The 21245-nt window shown below is 40.1% G+C and carries 19 protein-coding genes and 1 other RNA gene; 9 read left to right on the top strand and 11 right to left on the bottom strand.

Going from position 1 to position 21245, the window contains the following annotated elements:
• The first annotated feature begins 8 nt into the window (after window positions 1-8).
• Complete coding sequence (locus A3Q33_RS02255; protein WP_081178478.1) at window positions 9-1136, top strand: PilT/PilU family type 4a pilus ATPase; 1128 nt, start codon at window positions 9-11, stop codon at window positions 1134-1136.
• A gap of 275 nt (window positions 1137-1411) precedes the next feature.
• Window positions 1412-1957: a DsrE family protein gene (locus tag A3Q33_RS02250; protein WP_231295768.1), complete on the top strand. Its 546-nt coding sequence runs from the start codon at window positions 1412-1414 to the stop codon at window positions 1955-1957.
• Here the strand turns inward: A3Q33_RS02250 and A3Q33_RS02245 are convergent.
• From A3Q33_RS02245 to A3Q33_RS02205, 9 genes are all read right to left on the bottom strand, one after another.
• Complete coding sequence (locus A3Q33_RS02245; protein ID WP_081178476.1) at window positions 1954-2907, bottom strand: AEC family transporter; 954 nt, start codon at window positions 2905-2907, stop codon at window positions 1954-1956. The two genes, A3Q33_RS02250 and A3Q33_RS02245, sit on opposite strands and share 4 nt — an antisense overlap.
• A gap of 93 nt (window positions 2908-3000) precedes the next feature.
• On the bottom strand, window positions 3001-3438 hold the full coding sequence (gene ruvX / locus A3Q33_RS02240) for a Holliday junction resolvase RuvX (RefSeq protein ID WP_081149408.1): 438 nt from the start codon (window positions 3436-3438) through the stop codon (window positions 3001-3003).
• On the bottom strand, window positions 3438-3992 hold the full coding sequence (locus tag A3Q33_RS02235) for a YqgE/AlgH family protein (protein ID WP_081178474.1): 555 nt from the start codon (window positions 3990-3992) through the stop codon (window positions 3438-3440). The genes ruvX and A3Q33_RS02235 overlap by 1 nt, the downstream gene beginning before the upstream one ends.
• A gap of 75 nt (window positions 3993-4067) precedes the next feature.
• Window positions 4068-5021 carry a glutathione synthase gene (gene gshB, locus A3Q33_RS02230; RefSeq protein WP_081178472.1) on the bottom strand — a complete coding sequence of 318 codons (954 nt, stop codon included), beginning with the start codon at window positions 5019-5021 and terminating at the stop codon, window positions 4068-4070.
• 179 nt (window positions 5022-5200) lie between these two features.
• Window positions 5201-5947 (bottom strand): 16S rRNA (uracil(1498)-N(3))-methyltransferase, encoded by a 747-nt coding sequence (gene rsmE, locus A3Q33_RS02225; RefSeq protein WP_081178470.1) that lies wholly within the window; start codon window positions 5945-5947, stop codon window positions 5201-5203.
• Between the two features lie 261 nt (window positions 5948-6208).
• A complete protein-coding gene (metK, locus tag A3Q33_RS02220) occupies window positions 6209-7396 on the bottom strand; it encodes a methionine adenosyltransferase (RefSeq protein ID WP_081178468.1) in 1188 nt (395 codons plus the stop codon).
• A 272-nt stretch (window positions 7397-7668) separates the two neighbouring features.
• Window positions 7669-8523 (bottom strand): glutamate racemase, encoded by an 855-nt coding sequence (murI, locus tag A3Q33_RS02215; RefSeq protein ID WP_196798035.1) that lies wholly within the window; start codon window positions 8521-8523, stop codon window positions 7669-7671.
• Between the two features lie 435 nt (window positions 8524-8958).
• Window positions 8959-9140: non-coding RNA, 6S RNA (gene ssrS, locus A3Q33_RS02210), on the bottom strand.
• 139 nt (window positions 9141-9279) lie between these two features.
• Window positions 9280-9585, bottom strand: coding sequence for a cell division protein ZapA (locus A3Q33_RS02205; protein ID WP_081178466.1), 306 nt, complete (start codon window positions 9583-9585; stop codon window positions 9280-9282).
• 233 nt (window positions 9586-9818) lie between these two features.
• Here A3Q33_RS02205 and A3Q33_RS02200 point away from each other — a divergent pair, with 233 nt between their 5' ends.
• The 7 genes from A3Q33_RS02200 (at window position 9819) to gcvP (ending at window position 19707) form a co-directional block, all read left to right on the top strand.
• Window positions 9819-10388 (top strand): UPF0149 family protein, encoded by a 570-nt coding sequence (locus A3Q33_RS02200; RefSeq protein ID WP_081178464.1) that lies wholly within the window; start codon window positions 9819-9821, stop codon window positions 10386-10388.
• Between the two features lie 90 nt (window positions 10389-10478).
• Window positions 10479-11813, top strand: coding sequence for a Xaa-Pro aminopeptidase (pepP, locus tag A3Q33_RS02195; protein ID WP_081178462.1), 1335 nt, complete (start codon window positions 10479-10481; stop codon window positions 11811-11813).
• A 50-nt stretch (window positions 11814-11863) separates the two neighbouring features.
• Window positions 11864-13141 carry a 2-octaprenyl-6-methoxyphenyl hydroxylase gene (ubiH, locus tag A3Q33_RS02190; protein ID WP_081178459.1) on the top strand — a complete coding sequence of 426 codons (1278 nt, stop codon included), beginning with the start codon at window positions 11864-11866 and terminating at the stop codon, window positions 13139-13141.
• A gap of 73 nt (window positions 13142-13214) precedes the next feature.
• Window positions 13215-14525 carry a UbiH/UbiF/VisC/COQ6 family ubiquinone biosynthesis hydroxylase gene (locus A3Q33_RS02185; RefSeq protein ID WP_081178457.1) on the top strand — a complete coding sequence of 437 codons (1311 nt, stop codon included), beginning with the start codon at window positions 13215-13217 and terminating at the stop codon, window positions 14523-14525.
• Window positions 14526-14910: 385 nt separating this feature from the next.
• Entirely contained in the window at window positions 14911-15999 is a 1089-nt protein-coding gene (gcvT, locus tag A3Q33_RS02180) for a glycine cleavage system aminomethyltransferase GcvT (RefSeq protein ID WP_081178455.1), read from the top strand.
• 164 nt (window positions 16000-16163) lie between these two features.
• On the top strand, window positions 16164-16553 hold the full coding sequence (gcvH, locus tag A3Q33_RS02175; RefSeq protein ID WP_081149426.1) for a glycine cleavage system protein GcvH: 390 nt from the start codon (window positions 16164-16166) through the stop codon (window positions 16551-16553).
• 253 nt (window positions 16554-16806) lie between these two features.
• Entirely contained in the window at window positions 16807-19707 is a 2901-nt protein-coding gene (gene gcvP / locus A3Q33_RS02170; protein WP_081178453.1) for an aminomethyl-transferring glycine dehydrogenase, read from the top strand.
• A 63-nt stretch (window positions 19708-19770) separates the two neighbouring features.
• Here gcvP and A3Q33_RS02165 read toward each other — a convergent pair whose 3' ends face one another.
• Both A3Q33_RS02165 and A3Q33_RS02160 read right to left on the bottom strand, forming a co-directional pair.
• The gene (locus A3Q33_RS02165) at window positions 19771-20187 is read right to left on the bottom strand and encodes a hypothetical protein (RefSeq protein WP_081178451.1); all 417 of its coding nucleotides are present in this window, start codon (window positions 20185-20187) and stop codon (window positions 19771-19773) included.
• A gap of 13 nt (window positions 20188-20200) precedes the next feature.
• Window positions 20201-21163: an integron integrase gene (locus A3Q33_RS02160; protein WP_081178449.1), complete on the bottom strand. Its 963-nt coding sequence runs from the start codon at window positions 21161-21163 to the stop codon at window positions 20201-20203.
• Window positions 21164-21245: the final 82 nt, after the last annotated feature.

Raw genomic sequence — 21245 nt, 5'->3', positions numbered from 1 at the left:
GTAATCAAATGAATTTTCATGATTTATTACAAAAAATGGTGCATCACGAAGCATCAGATATGTTTGTTACGGCTAAATTGCCGGTAAGTGCAAAAGTTAATGGTGAGCTTGTTCCTATTGATGATCAGGCTTTATCTGCAGCCGAGTCTTTAGGTTTGGTTCATGATGCGATGTCGGATAAACAAAAACTTGAATTTGACGAAGAGAAAGAATGTAACTTCGCAATTTCAATTGACGGTATTGGCCGATTTCGTGTTTCAGCATTTTGGCAACGTGATATGGCAGGCATGGTTATTCGTCGTATTGTGACCGAAATACCAGAAGCGGATGATCTTGGTTTACCTTCGGTACTCAAAGACGTGGTGATGTCAAAACGTGGCTTAGTCTTATTTGTTGGTGGCACGGGTACGGGTAAATCAACCTCGATGGCCGCGCTAATTGGCTATCGTAATAAAAATTCTCGCGGCCATATTTTGACCATAGAAGATCCTGTTGAATTTGTTCATGAACACGCTAAATGTATGGTAACGCAACGCGAAGTAGGGCTAGATACAGAAAGTTTTGGTGCTGCGCTAAAAAGCTCTTTACGCCAAGCCCCTGACGTTATATTGATTGGTGAAATTCGAAACCAAGAAACGATGGAGCATGCATTGAGTTTCGCAGAAACGGGTCACTTGTGTATCGCTACCTTGCATGCCAATAATGCAAACCAAGCTATTGATCGTATTATGCATTTAGTACCTGCAGACCAGCATGGTAAGCTGCTGTTTGATCTTGCGTTAAACCTACGTGGCATAGTTGCTCAACAATTAATTCCAACGCGTGATGGGAATGGTCGCTTAGCCGCGATTGAAATCTTACTAAACTCGCCTTATATCGCTGAGTTAATTAAAAAAGGTGATATTGGTAGCATTAAAGAAGTGATGGAAAAATCTACCGACCAAGGTATGCAAACATTTGACCAAGCACTTTTTAATTTATATCAACAAGGTCTGATCAATTACGCTGATGCCTTACATCATGCAGATTCACCAAATGATTTACGCTTAATGATCAAACTGCGTAGTAATGATCAAGGTGGAACAGGCTCATTGTCTGGTGTCACTATTGATGGTTTAGCGCCGAAAGAAGTGTAAAATTCACTGAAGTCAGTAAATACTAAAAAGCATGCTTATATCGGCATGCTTTTTTTGTTTGTAAGCACTGGCTTCTTTGTTCACTGCCTTATAGAAGCCAAAGCATTTTGAATGCAAGACGGCTGCGATATAACCATTAGTTGTCATCTCAGTAACTTATAAGTATATGACTCTATTGGATAACAGTAAACTTGAAGCGGTTTCGTTATCGCTAGTAAGCTTCAGCTAATACTTCAGCTAAGAAAAATATTTACTCACAATAAAAGGACAATCCAATGTTATCAAGAATACGTTTTACCATGATGATTTTAGCTTTAATTACAGCGAATATCGCCACGGCGAGTGCGGATAAATTTTCGGCTGGCCCGGTAATTAAAAACTACGGTAAACATGCCAAAGTTCAGCAAGACCTTAAGCTTGATACTAATGCCACTTTTAATGTCGCTTTTGATATTGGGGAGCAAGGTGGGGTTGGTAAAGTAAACGGCAGCATTGAAACCCTAGCGCGTTTTATCAATATGCATGTAGCTAATGGGGTGGCGTTAGAAAATATTAATTTAGCACTAGTAGTGCATGGCAAAGCAGGCTTTGATTTATTAAAAGAGCCGTTGTACGAAGAGAAATTTCAGCAAAAAAATGCGAATAAGGCATTGTTGCAAGATTTAATGAAAAACCAGGTAACAATTTACTTATGCGGCCAATCGGCAGCGTACCACAATATTTCCAATAAAATGATTATGCCAGGCGTTAAAATGGCATTGTCTGCTATGACCGCGCATGCAGTATTACAAAACCAAGGTTATACACTTAACCCGTTCTAATGGACAACGTATGCTGCTTTATAAGCGAAAAAACTCGACAAACCCCATATCCATAGCGGAATAGAAACGGTAGATATTAATGTGGTAACAACCACTATTCCGGCTGTGGTTTCTTGATGCTTTGCATGCTGTTTAGCAATTAAATAGGCATTTACCCCTGCAGGGCTTGCACTTAAAATAACTAAGGTCATGGTGGTAAGCGTTGGAAAGTGGAATATAAAGTGACTTGTTATCAGGATTAAACTTGGCAGCAGTAAAAGCTTTAATACACTGGCAGTAATAATAAATCTTACTTCGCTACGTATTTTATAAAAAGCTAACGAGGCGCCGAGTAAAAAAAGTGCCAATGTAATCGCAGGCTTACCTAGCAATAGCAAACTACTATTTACTATTACTGGCAACTCTATTGCCATTAAATTAATAATAAAACCACCGGTTATGGCAATTAATAATGGATTGAAGAAGGTTTGTTTTAGAAAAATTCGCCAATTAAACTGTCCAATGTTAACCGCTAATACACTCGTTAGGCCAATTAACAGCGCACTGTGTAAACTCACCACCAGAAATATTGTCGGTAATACTTGCTCACCTAAGACCATTAAAGCGATAGGCATTCCCACAATAACGTTATTGGAATAACCAGCGCCAAAAGCGTAAACGGCTGAGGCAGGAAGATCGTGATTTAAATGTTTGTGAAAATAATAGTTTATCGCCAACGCCATGCCATAAACCAATAGCAAGGGTAAATAAAAGGCACTATAGATATTTAAATCTATGGTGCTCATATCGGCATTGGCTAACTGTTGAAATAAAAAGGCCGGAATAGCAACGTTAAAGGTAAATCTAGTCAGTGTATTAACTTGGTCTTTATTAAACCAGCCACTTTTAGCCAATAAAAAACCAATAAAGCCAACAATAATTAATGGGCTAATAAGCGTAAAAGTATCCATTAAACGCCTATATTAGAAGGTGATGTTGTAAGCCACGACCAACAAGGCCAAGGTAATGCTAATAAAAGAGTCGTTTTATTTTGCTTGCTAGGATTAATATTGATTTTCAAAGTAACTTTCTATAATTAATTTTGCCGATGCTGCGTCGATATTATCTTTTTTAAGATTGCGATAACCACCCTCAGCGAATAAGGCTTCTTTAGCGGTGGCGGTGGTTAGCCGCTCATCTTGAAACTCAACTTTAAGTCCAAAACGGCCAGACACCCGGTTACCAAACTTTTTAGCGTCATGGGTTAGTTGCTGCTCACTGCCATCCATATTTAGCGGTAAACCTACCACTATAAAGTCTGGTTGCCACTCCTTGATAAACTTTGTCATGCCGTCCCAATCAGGAATGCCATCACGCGCTTTAACTGAGCCTAAAGGCGAAGCTGAGCCAGTTAATTCTTGTCCAACGGCTACACCAATATACTTTTTACCAAAATCAAAACCGAGGATTGTACGTTCTCCAACTACTGCTTTACTTGCCATTATGCATGACCAACTTCACTGGATAAATGCGCCATATCAATACCCAGTTTTTCAGTGGCTTTTTTCCAGCGTTGCTCAATGGGGGTATCAAATATAATATCGCCATCAGCAGGCGTTAACAGCCAAGAGTTAGCTTTTATTTCTTCTTCTAACTGCCCAGGGCCCCAACCAGCATAGCCAAGTGTGACCATGAATTTTGCCGGTGCCCCTTCTGTGCCAAGCGCCATTAAAATATCTTTCGAGGTGGTGATCATTACATCATCGGTTAAAGCTAAAGAACTATTCCATCCCGTTTGAGTGCTGTGCAACACAAAACCTCGATCTTGGGATACAGGGCCACCGGTTAATACTTGCTGGTCTAACTCTGGCGCATCAATTTTGTCTTCATCAATTTGCGTCAGTAATTCATTCAGGGTGACATTGATAGGAAGGTTTATGATCAAACCCATCGCCCCTTCAGCATTATGCTCACAAATATAAGTTACCGTTTTATTGAAATAGGAGTCGTCTAAATTGGGCATAGCAATCAAAAGTTGATTTTCAAAACTATTCATAAATATACCTTAATAATCAAGAAGAAATACGCTAAAGGCAACATGCCTTTAGCATCTAATACTAAAAGGATTAAATTAGCGCTTTCTAATGTTTTGCTCGATAGCATCCATTAATTTACCGCTAATATTTATTGGGTATGCTGCTTCAATTTCGCGAATACACGTTGGGCTAGTGACATTGATTTCAGTGACTTTGTCGCCAATAACATCTAAACCAACAAAAAATAAACCGCGTTTTTTCAATTCTGGAGCAATAGTTTCTGCAATAAGTTTATCGCTAGCACTAAGAGGACGTGCTACACCGCGACCACCTGCGGCCAAATTACCGCGAGTTTCACCTTGTGCAGGAATACGCGCTAAACAATAAGGCATTGGTTCACCGTTAACGATTAATATACGTTTATCACCGTCAACAATTTCTGGTAGGTACTCTTGAACCATAGCATATTGTGTTGAATGTGCCGTTAAAGTTTCGAGAATTACGCCAACATTAGGATCATTTTCACCAATTCTGAAAATTGATGAGCCACCCATACCATCTAAAGGCTTGATGATAATATCTTTATTTTCTTTATGAAATTCTCTGATCTTTTGATTATTTCGTGTTACCAATGTTTTAGGTGTCAGCTCTGGGAACCAAGCAGTAAATAGTTTTTCGTTACAATCACGTAAGCTTTGTGGCTTATTAACAATGAGTGTACCGGCAACTTCAGCACGTTCTAACATGTAAGTAGCATAAATAAATTCAGTATCAAACGGCGGATCTTTACGCATTAATACCGCGTCTAAATCAGCGACATTAATGTCTTCGCGTTCCTCTAACTCATACCAATGTTCAGTATCGTCAAATACTTTTACTTTTGCCGCTGTTGCGCGACAAACGCCTTGTTCTAAGTAGAGATCTTGCATCTCCATGTAATAAATTTCATATCCGCGCGCTTGCGCTTCAAGCATCATGGCCATTGAAGAGTCTTTTTTTACTTTGACTTCGGAAATAGGGTCCATAACAACGCCAATTTTTATGCTCATATTTTTTCCTAAAAGTTATTTATCATAAATGCTTTATACCAAGTTGATTAATTAGCTGCTCATTTTTCCTCATGAAAAAGTAGATCACTTAATTAATCAAATTGGTATTACACAGTCTTACTGCAGCGAGTCGTTTAATTCTGTTAATCATTATGCGCTGTATCTAACTTAACGCTACGTTAATTTAAATCACCGTAACGACATTGTAATGCCGTAATTGCCGTTAGGGCTGCTGTTTCTGTTCTCAGTACTCTAGGCCCAAGCAATACATCGTGAAATCCAGCTGTGTTAGCACTGGCAATTTCATCATCACTTAAGCCGCCTTCTGGGCCAATTAATAACCGCACTCGTTGATTTTCTATCGGCAAACTCATAATCGAATGCTCGGCTTTGGGGTGTAAGTTCAGTTTTAAGGCTTTACTGTCTTGCTGTAACCAATCGTCTAAATAAATCGGTGTTGCTACTATAGGGACCGCGCAACGGCCACTTTGTTCACAGGCACTTATCACTATTTTTTGCCATTGCTGGTGTTTTTTCTCTAAGCGTTCGCCGCTAAGCTTTACACCACAGCGCTCGGTGAAAATTGGCGTAATAGTATTAACGCCTAATTCTACTGACTTTTGCAAGGTAAAATCCATGCGATCACCCCGTGAAATACCTTGGGCTAAATGTATATTCAGTGGCGACTCGTTTTCAATTAGCTTTTTAGCGATAACCTCTACATCAGCACTTTTTTTACCCACGTTAGCAAGTTTGGCTTGGTACTCAAAGTATCCTGCCTGTTCTGCTACGCCATTAAACAACGTAATGTCGTCACCGTTTTTAAGACGTAATACTCGCACAATATGGCCAAAAGCATCTTCGTTTAATGCTTGGGTCTGACCCACTTCAAAGGTTTGTGCTTGGTAAATACGAGGGTTACGCATAAAGGTTATCCATATCTGCTATTTATTTTTAATTTGTTGAGTTTACATTAACTATTAACGCTAAGGCTATTATTGCTGAAAGGCGAATGTATTTTTGCAAGATTTGTCACTGGCTGCAATTTATAACATAGCCAGTAGATAAGGGCATTGAATACTAAATTCAATTAATAGGCAGGAAAATAATCGACTTTATTTATTTTAGCGATAGCTAATTAACAAAAAACCGCTCAAAGAGCGGTTTTGTTAAACAAGCATTGTAAATTAAATACCAGCAGATAAACGTAACGCTTCAGCTTTATCTGTTTTTTCCCAGCTAAATGCTGTGAAGGTATCATCGCCAACCGTCATCTCAAATGGTTCGCGACCAAAGTGACCATAAGCCGCTGTTTGCTTATACATAGGGTGTAGCAGGTCTAACATTTTAGTTATACCGTATGGGCGTAAGTCAAAGTGTTCACGTACAATTTCAACTAAACGCGCTTCAGACACTTTACCCGTTCCAAAACTATCAATTGAAATTGAAGTCGGTTCAGCAACACCAATTGCGTATGATATTTGAATTTCACAACGATCAGCTAAGCCCGCTGCAACAATGTTTTTAGCCACATAACGGCCAGCATAAGCCGCGCTGCGATCAACTTTTGATGGATCTTTACCAGAGAAAGCACCACCACCATGACGTGCCATGCCGCCATAAGTATCAACAATAATCTTACGACCTGTTAAACCACAATCACCAACCGGGCCACCAATAACAAAACGACCAGTAGGGTTGATATGGTATTTAGTGTCTTTCGTTAACAACTCGGCAGGTAACACATGCTTAATAATGTTTTCCATTACCGCTTCATGTAAATCTTCTTGTTTGATATCAGGGTTGTGCTGTGTAGACAATACAACTGTATCAATAGCAACAGGCTTGTTATCTTCATAAATAAAGGTAACTTGGCTTTTTGCATCAGGACGCAACCAAGGTAAAATACCTGATTTGCGTGCTTCAGCTTGACGCTCAACTAAACGGTGCGAATAGTATAAAGGCGCAGGCATTAAAGTTTCGGTTTCATTGGTAGCATAACCAAACATTAAACCTTGGTCACCAGCCCCTTGGTCTTCAGGCTTAACGCGATCAACACCTTGAGCAATTTCTGGTGACTGTTGGCCAATTAAGTTCATAATGCCGCAGGTTTCACCATCGAAGCCAACATCAGAAGATGTGTAACCAATTTCTGAAATAACATCACGGGTAATTCTTTCTAAATCTACCCAGGCTGTTGTTGAAACTTCACCAGAAATAATCGCAACACCCGTTTTTACCATAGTTTCGCAGGCAACTCGTGCATGTTTATCTTTGGCAATAATAGCATCTAAAACCGCATCAGAAATTTGATCGGCTATTTTATCTGGATGTCCTTCTGACACTGACTCAGAAGTAAAAAGGTGTGTAGACATAAACCCTCTGTAAAAATTAACTGAAAAACAATCTTATACCAATTGGACTCATTTATAAGCCACCGAGCGATAACCGCATAATTAGTATTAGTCTTTAATGGCGATATTCTAACTGTTTAGCTAACTTATTCCTAGAGTTATTTACGCCTAGATGGCTAAACGTCTTTAATTGGTCTGTTTATTTGAAGAATATATGTAACAGTTATTTGCCAGTTAATGTTTTGGAACTGTGGAGATAAGCAGGAAAGACTGACGTGAGCGTACTTTTAGGATTAAGGATAACTATTTAATTGCAACGGGCGTTGCCAAATGTGATTAAAGAGTGCTTGCTGAGTTTCGCAGCACTTAGAACTATAAAAGGTAGTTGTGCCTAAGTTATTACTGGTATTAATAAGTTGATAAAGTGCTAACTGTCGCTGTAATTGCTCGGTAACCGGCAATGCCGTCTCCATAATCACGACATTGTTGCCACAAATTTCGTTAATCAAGTTTTTTACTAACGGGTAATGTGTACAACCTAACACGATAGTATCTACGCCTTTTGCCAGCAAAGGTTGCAAATATCCGGTTAGCATTAATTTGCACTCAGACGAGTTTTTCTTATCTTGTTCTATCAGCTCCACTAAGCCAGGGCAGGGCTGAACAATGACCTCGCTGTTACGACTATATTGCGCAACTAAGCCTAAAAAACGCGGATTGTGAGCTGTTGCTTTAGTGACTAATATCGCCACTTTTTTATTTTTACTTAAGTTTACTGCTGGCTTTATCGCGGGTTCTACACCAATAACAGGAATTAAAATATTTTTACGGAGTTGATCAATCGCATTTACGGTGGCGGTATTACAGGCAACAACAATTGCTTTGGCCTTGCGTTCAATAAACCACTGAGCTATTTCATTAACGCGTTGTTGAATAAACTCAGCCGACTTGTCGCCATAAGGGGCATGTAAAGTATCGGCAACATAGAGTAAGTTTTCATTGGGTAAGTGCTGATTTATGCATTGCGCGATAGATAAGCCGCCAACGCCGGAGTCGAATATACCAATAGGATCACTGTTAGTTGCTTGCAGTTTATTTTCTGTAGCTGAATTTGCTGCGGTTATATTGGTATTTTTTTGGTTTGGCATTAAATTGATGCGACTTAATTCATGGCGAAGTTAGTTGTACTAAGTATATTATCAACAGGCAAATCAGATCTATAGATATTTTGGTAATGATATTAACTGCCTAAACTCGACAGTGAGCGCTTATTCTGAGCTTTTACTTAATATACCGTATCTTTTACTGTGACTCTTTATTTTTACAGGGAGAAAACAATAAGAAGGGAATGAGTTGTGAACTAAAGACTTATAGCTACCACGTTCAAGCAACTGCGCCTTGCATAAATAGGTGTAAAGTTGTTGGTCGCTTCCTCATTTACTCCTCCTGCTTTTCTTCCTGTGAATAAATTTATTTTTCGCGAGTCACGATCAAATTAAGCTAAATAAACTAATACATAATGAAAGCGCTAACGATGAATACTTTAGAAGAATAACAGGATGAAACAGAGAGGGATAAGAAAGGTGACTTCCAAGGTGCCGCAGCTCACATTTGTCCTGAACACCGGGTGTTCAGGGCGGACGTATCATTCTAACCGTAGGCTTCCCGATACGAGCCGGGCTTGCACAATAGCTAATAATCAACATCCTTAGGTAAAACTTATCGGCTCAGGGACATAGTTCGCATACAAACACCCCAGAAGTCGAAACCATTATAGCGAAAATTAGCTGTCTAATTAAGTCTTTTATCACTTGTAAGACCTGATTGCTTAATGCTTGAACAAATTGAAGTTTCTTTGAACGAAAAGGCTTTATTTAAAAGCTATAAAATACTGAAGCAGCTAACTAGGCAGTTTTAGGGCGGTTTACGGCTTGTTCAATAGTCGCTTGTAGCAATTCTATTTTGCTTTGCATTTTTTCACGTTCTTGCTCTAAATCATTACGTGTTTGAATTAAATCATGGGCAAGGTTTAATGACATCATTACTAAGGCTTGTTCGGGGGATTTTACTGATTGAGATTTCTTAGCGTCTTGCTCTAAACGCTGGTTTATTTCATTCGCCGCTTGCAACAACGCAGACTCATGGCCAGCAGGACAAGCGACTTTTAGTCGTTTGTTGGCAACATTTATAGTGACTGTGTGTTGGCTCATTGCGTTGTTATTCTCAATGCATCATATTAGTTTAATGAGCCGTTAGCTCAAAATATTACGCTACTAGCTTGTAATACCAAGAAAAATAGTGATAACAAAACTTAGTGCGCCATAAAGGGGAACTATAACGATGAGTGTTACACTATGCAAGTGATCTCTATGGTTTTTTCTGGAATCAAGGCTATGCCAATGTTAAGATAGCTAGCAATATACCCCGATTGAATTTATATTTTATGGCTGATAGCACCTCTTTAGATTTTTCCTCCGTACAAGCGATTTTAACCAGTGAAGGTATTGAAGCACATGCCGCTGAAATTCATGGTGTGCTTACCGGTTTGATTTCTGCTGGCTTTGAGTTCGAAAGTAGCGACTATATCGCTATGGTTAACGACATGCTAAATAATGCTGAAGGATTACCAACAGCAATTAAAAGCTTAGTAAAAAACATGTACAGTGAAATTTGGCAGAAAATTCTTGATGACTCATATGGTTTCCAATTAATGCTGCCAGATGACGACGACTCAATTATTGAACGTGGACATGCACTCGGTAAATGGGTACAAGGCTTTAACTTAGGCTTTGGCTTACAACAAACAAAAAATGCGGCTTTGTCTGAAGATGTTAAAGAAGTGCTGGTAGATTTTGGTGAAATTGCTAACTTGTCTGACGAAATGGAAGAAAATGAAGCTACCGAGCAAGCTTATTTTGAAATTGCTGAATATGTTAGGATCTCCGCTTTACTTTGTTTTACCGAATTAGGCGCGCCACCAGCGCAACAGGATAAAACAGAAACTTTGCACTAGATTTTTCGACTAAAGTGCTTTGCGATAAAAGCACTTTAGTGATAAAAATTTAGTGATAAAAATTTAGCTATAAAAAGTAAACTGATAAACATGATCAAAAATACCTTGTTGCCCGTTGCTGAGTTTCTTCAGCGAAGAAACGATTTTATTGCCCAAATGCCAGCCAACAGCCTTGCGCTAATTGCTGCCGGCAAAGAAGTCACGCGCAGTAATGATACCGAATATCCGTTTTGCCAAAGTAAGCACTTTTATTATCTTACTGGCTTTAACGAACCTGATGCAGTTTTGGTATTAATTAAAGGTGACGATTCAGCGCAAAGTATTTTGTTTTCCCGTGAAAAAGACCGTCTACAAGAAATTTGGCATGGACGACGCGTTGGTCAAGTACAAGCTATTGAAACGTACAAGTTTGACAGCTGCTTTACTTTAGACGAAGTTGATGAGCAATTATTGCCGCTGTTTATCGGTAAGTCGGCGGTATTAATTTGTCAGCATGAGCAAAATAAATTTCAGCAACAAGTACTGGCCTGGTTAGCTGAAATTAGAAAAGCGGCTCGCACGGGTGTTAAAGCACCAACCACCTTGATTGATTGCAGTGGCTTACTCGATGAAATGCGGTTACATAAATCAAATGCCGAGCTCGACATTATGCGCCAAGTTAATGTCATTAGTGGCGCTGCACATCAACGCGCCATGCAACAAACTCAAGCGGGTAAATTTGAATATCAAATAGAAGCAGAATTACTGCACGAATTTGCGACTAATGGCGCACGTCACCCTGCATACAGTTCAATTGTTGCTGGTGGCGACAATGCCAATATTTTACATTACACCGACAATGACGAAGTGCTCAATAACGGCGACTTATTATTGATTGATGCCGGTGGCGAATTAGCGGGTTATGCCGCTGATATTACCCGTACATTTCCGGTGAATGGCAAATTTAATACAGAACAAAGCACTATTTATCAATTAGTGTTAGACAGCCAAAACCTCGCAATTAACGCTATTAAGCCAGGCCAAACGCTTGCTGAATTAAACCGTATAGTTTGTCAGTTTCTCACCCAGGGTTTATATGATTTAGGCATTTTAAAGGGTAACGTAAACGTATTGTTAGCCCAACGCGCCTGTAAAAAGTATTTTATTCATGGTTTAGGGCACTGGTTAGGTCTTGATGTGCATGATGTTGGCGATTACCATGCTAGCCCACAGCGCGAGCAATTACGTCCATTTGTCGCCGGTATGGTCATGACTATTGAACCTGGCATTTATATTCCGAGCACTGATAAAACTGTTGATGAAAAATGGCGTGGTATTGGCGTGCGTATCGAAGACAATATATTGGTCACTGCATCCGGTTTTGAAAACTTAACGGTTAATGCGCCGAAAACTATCGCTGATATTGAAGCGTTAATGTCGCAGTAAACTCAAACTCAGTAAACTTAAACTCAGTAAACTCACACTAAAGGTTAACGATGGAAAAGAGTGCAGCTAGCTCAAATAATACGCCTACTTCCGCCAAGCACTTTGATGTGATCATTTCGGGTGGCGGATTATCGGGTAGCCTAATGGCGCTGAGCCTATCTGCACTGCGTGATCATAATCAAAAACCCCTGAAAATAGCTATTATTGAAGCTAACCCCATATTATCTGAGTCGGCTGCGAGTTTTGATGATCGTGTTTTAGCCTTATCACATGGCAGCGCTAATTATTTAGCAAGTATCGGCGCATGGCAATATTTACAAAGCCACGCAGAGCCTATTAAAAATATTCATATTTCAGATCGTGGTTATTATGGCAAAGCACGGCTTTATGCTCAGCATCACCAAGTTGATGCCCTCGGTTATGTTGCCGAAATGTCGAGTATTGGCGCTGCGTTTTTAAAAGCGCTAGCCAACAAAAGTAATGTGACTTGGTTTACCCCTGACAGTATTAGCGATGTAAAGTGGCAAGCTGAGCAAGTTAATGTTGAATTAAACTCAGGTTTAAAATTATCTGCTGCGTTATTGCTAGCCTGTGATGGCGCTAAATCACCTTGTCGACAATTTGCCAACATTGCCACCACCAGTCGTGACTATCAACAATCTGCGCTAATTGCCAATGTGGCAACTTCTACTCATCATAAAAATATTGCTTACGAACGCTTTACCGAAACAGGCCCCATCGCCATGTTGCCTTTGTCAGCGGCCCCAAACGTTAGTGCTAGTTCCAATGCAGCAAAGCAAAACAGTGCAGGGCGTTGCTCATTAGTGTGGACGTTAACACCAGAGTTAGCTGAAAAAATGCTAAACCTGTCGGATAAAGAATTTGCTCAGCAGTTAGAGAAAGCGTTCGGTCATTGGCTAGGCAATATTACCCAAGTCGGTAAACGGGTTATTTATCCACTTAAATTAGTACAAGCGAGCGAGCAGGTTTATCATCGTATGGCGCTAATTGGAAATGCTTCACATACTATTCACCCGATTGCCGGACAAGGCTTTAATTTAGGGCTACGTGATGTTAGCGAGATGACTGAGGTCATCAAAAAAGCTTTAGCTGGGCATCAAGACATCGGCGCTTTTGCGAGTTTAATGCAATATGGCAAGGCGCGTCAGCAAGACCAAAAGCAAGTGATCAGCTTAACCGACTCTTTAGTGACTTTGTTTTCGAATCAGTTACCGCCGTTAGTAGCAGGGCGAAATATTGGTTTAAAAGTATTAAACTATTTTCCAACGCTGAAAAACGCCCTAGTTAAGAAAACGATGGGCTATTAAAAAATGAATGCAAAAAGTAAATGCAAAAAATAAATGCTAAAAGTGAATGTTAAAATCATGAATGTGACAAACAATGCAAAAATTTGATCTGTTAATTGTCGGCGGCGGCATGGTTGGCCTAACATTGGCACTGGCTATTCGCCAAGCAAGCGAGCTTAGTGTCGCTATTGTTGATAACGCACCTGTTGGCGAGATTAGCGATGAGCCTGAAGTTCGTGTTAGCGCCATTAATGCTGCCAGTCAGCAAATGTTTACCAACCTTAATGTTTGGCAAGACATTATTGCCCAACGCGCACAACCTTATCACGATATGCATATTTGGGATAAAGCCGGTTACGGACAACTTGATTTTGCTTTAAAAGATGTAAGCCATTCAACAGTAGGCGAAGGGCCTGAGCAATTAGGTTTTATCATTGAAAATAATGTTATACGAAATGCTTTGTGGTATAAAGCAGCGCAAGACAGTGGTATCGAGTTTTTTACCGAGCATAAACTCCAACAACTAAACCCGAGCGAAAACGAAGTATTTGCCACCTTTGAAGCCAACTGCAACAGCCAACCTATGCCGATAGTAGCAAAGTTAGTGGTTGGCGCAGACGGTGCCAATTCTTGGGTGCGCAAGCAAATGAATGTGCCGTTAACGTTTCGAGATTATGATCATCATGGCATTGTTGCCACGGTTAAGTGTCAGCAAGGTCATCAAAATACCGCTTGGCAAGTATTTTTAGACACTGGTCCGTTGGCGTTACTGCCCTTATATCAAAATAATTTATGCTCAATTGTTTGGTCAACTAGCCCTGAAGAAGCTACGCGGTTAACTGCTTTGTCAGCAGAAGCGTTTGGCAAAGAAATTACCGCGGCTAGCGATGGTAAACTTGGACAAGTAACATTAGTCAGCGAACGATTTACCTATCCGTTAACCATGCGTTTCGCCCAAGCGTTTACTAAAGGTCGCATGGTGTTAGTAGGCGATGCCGCACATACTATTCACCCATTAGCTGGGCAGGGCGTTAACTTAGGATTACTTGACGCCGCGGCTTTATCACAAACCATCACTGAGCAACTTAATAAAGCACAAGCGAGTGGTATGGATGATAATGCTTGGTATAGCGATAAATCATTACAACAATTTGCCCGCTGGCGTAAAAGTGAAGCGGCAGAAATGATCGCCGCGATGGAAGCCATTAAACAAGCCTTTACACCACAGCAAAGCGCGATTAAATTACTGCGTGGTTTAGGCATGTCGTTGCTCAATAACTTTAAACCAGCGAAAGCGATAATGATAAATCAAGCGTTAGGTTTTAAAGGCAATTTACCCAAATTAGCCAAAGCACGGGCACAACAAGTACCACAAAATTTATCGCAGCATAATAATCAGTCATAGTTTCATCTAAAACACCTCATTTTTATTGACCATTAAGTCAAGAAAAACGCTATTTTCTCATCTTGCCAAGTACAAATTTGTTCGTTGGGAAAATAGTTGTTTTTATTCTTTTCGCGGATATAAAATTTAAGTTTGCCACAGGCTTGTATTTCATACTCACAAGGAATTATATTTTTTAAATGCATACTTTTAAAAATATAATTTTAAATACTTACTTTAGTCGGTTTTAAATTTCAAATATGCATTCTTATCTGTTGAATCAACAGTTACTCAGAGCTATAATCCTCGGCACTTTTTGTAAATCTTCCGTCTTTATCCTAGGTTTAGGTATATTTAAGCCGCTAAAAAAACTTAGATAAAACAACTAACGTGAGTGAAACGTACGATGACAAATAAAACAGTATTACATGCTAAGCACATAGAAGCTGGCGCCAAAATGGTTGATTTTTACGGTTGGGAAATGCCGATCAACTATGGCTCTCAAATTGAAGAGCATCATGCCGTGCGTACAGACGCTGGTATGTTCGACGTTTCACACATGACTATTGTTGATGTTAAAGGCGCTGATGCACAAGCATTTTTACGTCGTTTAGTGATTAACGACGTTGCTAAGCTTGATGTGGTTGGTAAAGCACTTTATACCGGTATGTGTAACGTTGAAGGCGGTGTTATTGATGATTTGATCATTTACTTCTTCAGCAATACAGATTATCGCTTAGTGGTTAACTCAGCTACACGCGAAAAAGACTTAACGTGGATCAACGAACAATCTGTAGGTTTTGACGTCATCGTTACTGAACGTCCAGAATTTGCCATGATCGCCGTACAAGGTCCACAAGCTAAAGCTAAAGTAGCCACATTACTTACTACAGAGCAAATAGCGGCTGTTGATGGTATGAAGCCATTTTTCTCAGCACAAGCGGGCGATTTATTTATTGCTACAACTGGCTACACAGGCGAAGACGGTTATGAAATCGCCTTACCTGCTGAGCAAGCGGCTGACCTTTGGCAACAATTGCTAGACGCAGGTGTTAAACCTTGTGGTTTAGGTGCGCGCGATACCTTACGTTTAGAAGCTGGTATGAACCTTTATGGTTTAGACATGGACGAAAGTGTGTCGCCATTAGCCGCTAACATGGCTTGGACCATTAGCTGGGAACCAGAAGATCGTATCTTTATCGGCCGAGAAGCATTAGCCGCGCAACGTGCTGCTGGCGACCAACTTAAATTAGTCGGCTTAGTACTTGAAGAAAAAGGCGTATTACGTTCGGGTCTTAAAGTACTTACTGAATCCGGCGAAGGTATTATTACCTCGGGTACTTTTTCTCCAACATTAGGCCACAGTATCGCTATGGCGCGTGTTCCACGTAGCGTTGCTCTAGGTAGTACAGTAGAAGTTGAAATGCGTAAAAAGCTAGTGAAAGTGCAAGTCATTAAGCCGAGCTTTGTGCGTAACGGCAAAAAAGTTTTTTAAACCCATAAGGTCTACGCTAACTTTCATTAGATAGTGATAAAACCTTATTAAAAATGCAAAAAATTTAAGCTATAGTATGATTGAATAGCGCAAGCAGCTTCATACTATGGTCATTTAAACAAAAATTTAAACAAAATTTAAAAATACAGACTAGGAACCAAACAATGAGCAACATTCCTTCAGAATTAAAATATGCAACATCACACGAATGGGTACGTAACGAAGGCAACGGTGTAGTTACTGTCGGTATTACAGAACACGCACAAGGCCTTTTAGGTGACATGGTATTTGTTGAATTACCTGAAGTTGGCGATACAGTAAGTACAGGTGACGACGTTGCCGTAGCAGAATCTGTAAAAGCAGCATCAGACATTTACGCACCGGTAACAGGTGAAGTCATTGAAGTGAATGAAGACCTTGAAGATTCACCAGAGTTAGTTAACTCAGACGCGTTTGGTGACGGTTGGTTATTCAAGTTAAAAATTGAAGACGAAGGTGAGTTAGAGAACTTGCTAGATGCTGAAGGTTACGCAAACTCGATCGACGAAGACTAACTTTAGCGTCGTCAATCAACTTTAGTCTGCATTGTCGGCGTTGCTCGCCTTGTCACTTACTACAGTAAGCTCCAACGGCTCGCAACTTGACGGCTTTGCCTACATGGATGTAGGTACTTAGGTTAAGTCTGGAACCATTAACCTGTGCCTAAAATCGATTGACTTAGCTAAAGCATTTTGAAGCCTCTTTCTTATTGCAAGAATCCGAGGCTTTATTTTTTAAATACTATCAACTTTATAGTGAAGCTGTTTTATGTCTACTCAAAATAATGACTCGTTATCTTTAGCTGAATTAGAGCAAAGACAAAATTTTATTAGCCGCCACATTGGTCCTAATGCCGAGCAAACGCAAGCTATGCTCAACGATATTGGTGCTGAATCTATTGACGCGCTTATCGACCAAATCGTACCAAGTGATATTCGTTTAGCTGATTTACCGGCTATCGAAGAAAGCAAAACTGAAGTACAAGCCTTAGCCGACTTAAAGAAAGTGGCAAGCTTGAACAAAGTAAACGAGACATATATTGGTTTAGGTTACTACGGCACACTTACACCGAACGTTATTTTGCGTAACGTGTTAGAAAATCCAGGCTGGTACACGGCATACACGCCTTACCAACCAGAAATTGCTCAAGGTCGTTTAGAGTCTTTATTAAACTTCCAACAAATGTGTATCGACCTAACAGGTTTAGACCTAGCGTCGGCGTCATTACTTGATGAAGGCACAGCAGCAGCTGAAGCCATGGCATTAGCTAAGCGTGTGTCAAAAAACAAGAAATCAAACTTGTTCTTTATCTCAAGCGACGTTTACCCACAAACTATCGACTTAGTTAAGCAACGTGCCGAAATGTTTGATTTCGACATCGTTGTAGCTCCGGCGAACGAAGTGGTTGATCACGACGTATTTGGCGCGTTATTACAATACCCAAGTGCCACCGGTGAAATTACTGACATTAGCGACCTAATTGCTAAAGTGCATGAGAAAAAAGGTATTGTTGCTGTTGCTGCCGACATCATGAGCTTAGTGCTATTAAAAGCGCCAGGCGAATTAGGTGCAGATGCGGTTATCGGTTCAACCCAACGTTTTGGTGTGCCAATGGGCTACGGCGGACCACACGCCGCATTCTTTACTACCTCTGAAAAATTCAAACGTTCATTACCGGGCCGTATTATTGGTGTATCAAAAGACACACGCAATAACCCAGCATTACGTATGGCCATGCAAACGCGCGAGCAACACATTCGCCGCGAAAAAGCCAACTCAAACATTTGTACTGCACAAGTGTTATTAGCCAACATGGCCGCATTTTACGCGGTTTATCATGGTCCTAAAGGCTTAAAAATTATTGCTCAGCGTATTCACCGTTTTGCTGATATTTTATGTTTAGGTGCAGCGTCTAAAGGTTTAACGGCAATTCACGCTAACTACTTTGACACCTTAACGTTTAACGTCAGTAATAAAGATGAAATCGTTACACGTGCACTAGCGGCTGGCGTTAACTTCCGCACTGACGTTGAAGGTCAAATCAGCATTTCGTTAGATGAAACTACGACACGCGAAAACGTAGCGACTTTGTTTGATATTTTATTAGGCGCAGGGCACGGCTTAGAAGTAGCCGCACTTGACCAACAAATTACTGACTGTGGTCATTCATCAATCCCTGCATCGTTACAACGTGAGTCTGCGATTTTAACGCACCCAGTATTTAACTCGTATCACAGTGAAACTGAGATGCTACGTTACATCAAAAAGTTAGAAAACAAAGATTTAGCGCTTAACCATTCAATGATTTCATTGGGCTCATGTACCATGAAACTGAATGCTACAGCACAAATGATCCCAGTATCATGGCCTGAATTTGCCAACATGCATCCATTTGCCCCTGTTGACCAAGCACAAGGTTACAAGCAAATGATTGACGAGTTGGGTGATTGGTTAGTAGAACTTACCGGTTACGACAACATTTCAATGCAACCTAACTCAGGCGCACAAGGCGAGTACGCTGGCCTTATCGCGATTCACAAATATCACGAAAGCCGCGGCGATGCGCATCGTAACATTTGTTTAATTCCATCATCTGCGCACGGTACTAACCCAGCATCTGCCATGATGGTGGGTATGAAAGTGGTTGTAGTGGCTTGTGATAAATCAGGTAACGTTGACATGGCAGACTTAAAAGCGAAAGCAGAAGAGTTAGCCGACAACCTATCTTGTATCATGATCACATACCCGTCTACGCACGGTGTATATGAAACGACCATTGCTGAAATTTGTAACATAGTGCATAAGAATGGTGGCCAAGTTTATCTTGATGGCGCAAACATGAACGCTCAAGTAGGTGTTACATCACCAGGCTTAATTGGCGCTGATGTTTCACACTTAAACTTACACAAAACTTTCGCTATTCCACACGGTGGTGGCGGTCCGGGTATGGGTCCTATCGGCGTTAAAGCGCATTTAGCACCTTTCTTACCTGACCATGCATTGATCAACGTCAGCGAAAGCACCAAAGGTAATGGCGCAGTATCAGCAGCACCATACGGCAGTGCCGGTATATTATGTATCTCATACCTATACGTTGCCTTACTTGGTAAAAAAGGTGTTACAGACGCAACTAAATACGCGATAACTAACGCTAACTACTTAGCGACAAAACTTAGCCAACACTACCCAATTTTATACTCTGATAAAAATGGCCGTGTAGCACACGAATGTATTGTTGATTTGCGTCCACTTAAAGCGTCATCAGGCATTACAGAAGTTGATATTGCTAAACGTTTGAACGATTACGGTTTCCATGCTCCAACCATGTCGTTCCCCGTAGCGGGCACGTTCATGATTGAGCCAACAGAATCAGAGTCAAAAGTAGAACTTGACCGTTTCATTGAAGCCATGGTGTCAATTCGTGATGAAGTACGTAAAGTTGAGTCAGGCGAGTGGACAAGCGAAGACAACCCACTGCACAATGCGCCACATACACTAGCAGATATTACAGCACCTTGGGATCGTGGTTACACCATTCAAGAAGCCGTATTCCCAGTGCCTGCGGCAGCAGCGAATAAATTTTGGCCAACAGTTAACCGTATTGATGATGTATATGGGGATCGTAATTTAATTTGTAGTTGTCCTCCTGTTTCTAGTTATGAAGATTAATTTTTTCAAAAATTTAGAGCTTTGATTAGAAAGGCGAACCAGAAATGGTTCGCCTTTTTCGTTTTATTTGCTAGAAAAAATATGCGCTACAATTGCATCAATTTGTTGTGGGGTTGCCTGCCATGTAAAGTCCTTCATATATTGTTTTTTTGCTAATTCAGGTTGTATATAAGTAATATTGTTAAAGCTATTGAGCAGATCAATAGACTGAAACTTTAATGCTGTGCCCTGTGCATATCGGTCTATATCTAATTGACCCTGTTGATTAAAAGGTATCAGTAAATAGTCACAATGAAGAATTTCAATTGCCTGACGATTTTCCATTTCGACATAAGAAATAGAACACTTAACCTTTTCAGAAGCGTACTTAGGAAAACATGTAGCCTTGTCGGCACTTAATAGGCGTTCGAATTTACGGTATGGAATTTTTTCTATTTTGCCGTATTGGTCAAAAAAATGCACTCTTGGACTTATGCCCATGAATTTCTCCTATTTATAAGTCAGATAAAGGGCTACGTACACCATTCGCACCAGCTTGCATAACATGAGTATATATTTGTGTTGTTCTAATATCAGTATGACCTAATTGCTCTTGAACCGTGCGAATATCAGCACCTCGCTGTAATAAGTGCGTAGCAAAGGAGTGACGTAATGTATGACAAGTAACGTTTTTTTCTATACGCGCTTTCTTTGCCGACTGTTTTACTACTTTTCTTATCGATGTTTCATTTATATGATGTCGTCTAAGTGCATTTACTTCAGGATCTATACTGAGTCTTTTTGAAGGAAATAAATAATGCCATCCCAACTCTTTTCGTGCATTAGGGTATTTCCTACTGAGTGCGAAAGGTAAATATACACCCTGATAATCAGGGTTTTTAGAGTCACAGCTAAAAAGTAGTTCAACGCTATTTATTTGCATCTTTAATGCATCAACAAGCTCTTTTGCCAAAGTCACACAGCGGTTTTTTCCTCCCTTACCTTGCCAAACTCTTACAGTATAAAAATCAAAGTCTATATCTTGTACTCGTAAACGAACAGCTTCCATTAATCGTAGGCCGCTACCATACATAAGTTGACAAATTAATTGATAGTTAGCGTCAATTTGTACAAGCAGTGCTGATACTTCTTTTTGAGTTAGTACGACAGGCAGTTTTTGCTGAATATGGCTTTTATTAAAGTTTAATTCCAATGTTAATTCATTTTTAAGCACATATTTGTACATATACGATAAGGCATTCAATGCTAATGCCTGTGTTTTAGGCGCCACATTAACGACATTAGATAGGTGTGAGAGAAAAGACTCAACCTCATGATTATGGCAAGTGCTAGGATGCCGCTTATTATTAAAAATGATAAACGCTTTTATCCAATATAAATAAGACTCGATAGTGCGTTTAGCATACCTTTTTGTCCACATCTGCTCTTTAATATGGGTAAGAAAAAGAGAGCTCATATATTTATCCTTATTTATTTTGTTATGCACTAAGCTGTGCTGTATATTTGTACAGTTTAGTGCGATTTCCTGCTTTCATCCA

This window comes from Colwellia sp. PAMC 21821 (assembly GCF_002077175.1).
In the GTDB taxonomy this organism is placed as follows: Bacteria; Pseudomonadota; Gammaproteobacteria; order Enterobacterales; family Alteromonadaceae; genus Cognaticolwellia.
This window is presented reverse-complemented; position numbering and strand designations above follow the sequence as displayed.